Source organism: Micromonospora sp. M51 (assembly GCF_018070305.1).
GTDB lineage: Bacteria > Actinomycetota > Actinomycetes > Mycobacteriales > Micromonosporaceae > Micromonospora > Micromonospora parva.
Genome location: NZ_JAGPXZ010000933.1, coordinates 1 through 2095, shown reverse-complemented (window position 1 = coordinate 2095; position 2095 = coordinate 1). Strand labels below are relative to the sequence as shown.

At 73.7% G+C, this 2095-nt stretch carries 1 protein-coding gene; it reads left to right on the top strand.

The features are described 5' to 3' along the window. Positions 1-2095, top strand: a 2095-nt coding sequence (locus tag KBX53_RS30915) for a biotin/lipoyl-containing protein (RefSeq protein ID WP_305797988.1), incomplete at both ends; no start/stop codon positions are given.

The following is a 2095-nucleotide window of genomic DNA, read 5'->3' as shown; positions in this document are numbered from 1 at the left end:
GGCCGCCGCCATCGAGGCGTACGAGGAGGAGGAGCGCGTCGAGCGGCAGCGGCTGCTGTCGACGGCAGCCGGCGGACGCCCCCAGGTGCAGCACGCCAGCGGCCGGCCGTTGGACCTCAAGCTGCGCGGCGTCGGGTACCGCACCCGGGTGGCCCGGGTCGGCGCGCACCGCTTCCGGGTCGGCATCGAGACCGGTCCGGTCGTGCGCACCGCCGACGTCGAACTCGACCGCTTCGACCGGCACACCGGTCAGATCGTCGTCAACGGCGTCCGATACCGGCTGCTCACCGGCACGTACGGGCCGACCCACCTGGTCGAGGTGGACGGCGTGACGCACCGGGTCAGCCGGGATGAGGGCGGTGTCCTGCGCTCTCCGATGCCCGCGCTGGTCGTCGCCACGCCACTGGAGATCGGCGCCGAGGTCGAGGCGGGCGCGCCGGTGCTGGTGCTGGAAGCGATGAAGATGGAGACGGTGCTGCGGGCGCCGTTCAAGGCGCGGCTGAAGGAGTGCGCCGTCTCGGTGGGCAGCCAGGTGGAGGCGGGCGCGCCGCTGCTGCGCCTGGAGCCGCTCGCGGACGACGCCGAGGAGACCGCCGGCGACCCGACCGCCGACACCGTCGAACTGGACCTGCCCAGCGCCGCCACGGACGTCCCGGCGTCCGAACGCAGCAGGCGCGGTCAGGAGGACCTGCGCGGTCTGCTGCTCGGCTTCGACGTCGACCCGCACGACGACAGCCGGGTGCTCGACGGCTACCTCACCGCGCGGCGGGCGGCCATCGAGGCCGGCCAGTCCACGTTGGCCGCCGAACTCGACCTCATCGAGGTGTTCGCCGATCTCGCCGAGCTGAGCCGCAACCGGCCGACGGGCGAGGACGGCGGCGCCGCGCACGTCCACAGCGCCCGGGAGTACTTCCACACCTACCTGCAGAGCCTCGACGTCGAGCGGGCCGGGCTGCCGGACGCCTTCCAGACCAGGCTCGGCAAGGCGCTCAGCCGCTACGGCGTCACCGACCTGGACCGCACCCCCGCCCTTGAGGCCGCCGTCTTCCGGATCTTCCTCGCCCAACAACGCGCGTCCGCGGACGCGCAGGTCATCGCGGCACTGCTGCGCGCCTGGCTGCGGGAGACCCCGCCGGACGAGACGCTGCGCGAGCCGGCCGGCCTCGCCCTGGAGCGGCTGATCGCCGCGACGCAGGTCCGTTTCCCCGTGGTCGCGGACCTCGCCCGTGGCGTGGTGTTCGCCTGGTTCGCCCAGCCGCTGCTGCGCCGCAACCGCGCCCGCGTCTACGCCGAGGTCCGTGGCCACCTGCGGCACCTGGACGCGCAGCCGGACGCGCCGGACCGCGCCGAGCGCATCGCCGAGATGGTACGCAGCACCGAGCCGCTGGTCCGGCTGCTCGGCCAGCGGCTCGTTCGGGACCACCTCGACAACGCGGTCATGTTGGAGGTGCTGACCCGGCGGTACTACGGCAACCGGTCGCTCACCAGCGTGCGTACCCGCGCGGTCGCGGACTGCACCTTCGTGGTCGCCGAACGCGCCGACTCGAGCGTGGTATCCGCCGCGGTGCGCTTCGACGCGCTGGGCAGCGCCCTGCGCGGGCTGGCCGAGCTGGCCGCCGGCGAGGACGCCGTGGACGCCGACATCTACCTCGGCTGGGAGAACCAGCCGGAGGACTTCGACGCGATGGCGGCGGCGCTGGCCGAGGTCATCGCCGCGCACCCGCTGCCACCTGAGGTCCGGCGGGTGACCACCACCGTCGCGGGTCGCGGCGGTGCGGTGATGCACCACCACTTCACCTTCCGTCCGTCGGGCGACCAGTTGACCGAGGACCGGCTGATCCGTGGGCTGCACCCGTACATCGCGCAGCGGATGCAGCTGGAGCGGCTGCACAAGTTCGACCTGACCCGGCTGCCGTCGTCGGACGAGGAGGTCTACCTCTTCCAGTGCGTCGCCCGGGAGAACCGGGCCGACGAGCGCCTCGTCGCGTTCGCGCAGGTGCGCGACCTCACCGAACTGCGGGAGCAGGACGGCCGCCTGGTCGCGCTGCCGACCACCGAGGACGCCATCGCCGCCTGCCTCGACTCGATCCGCCGC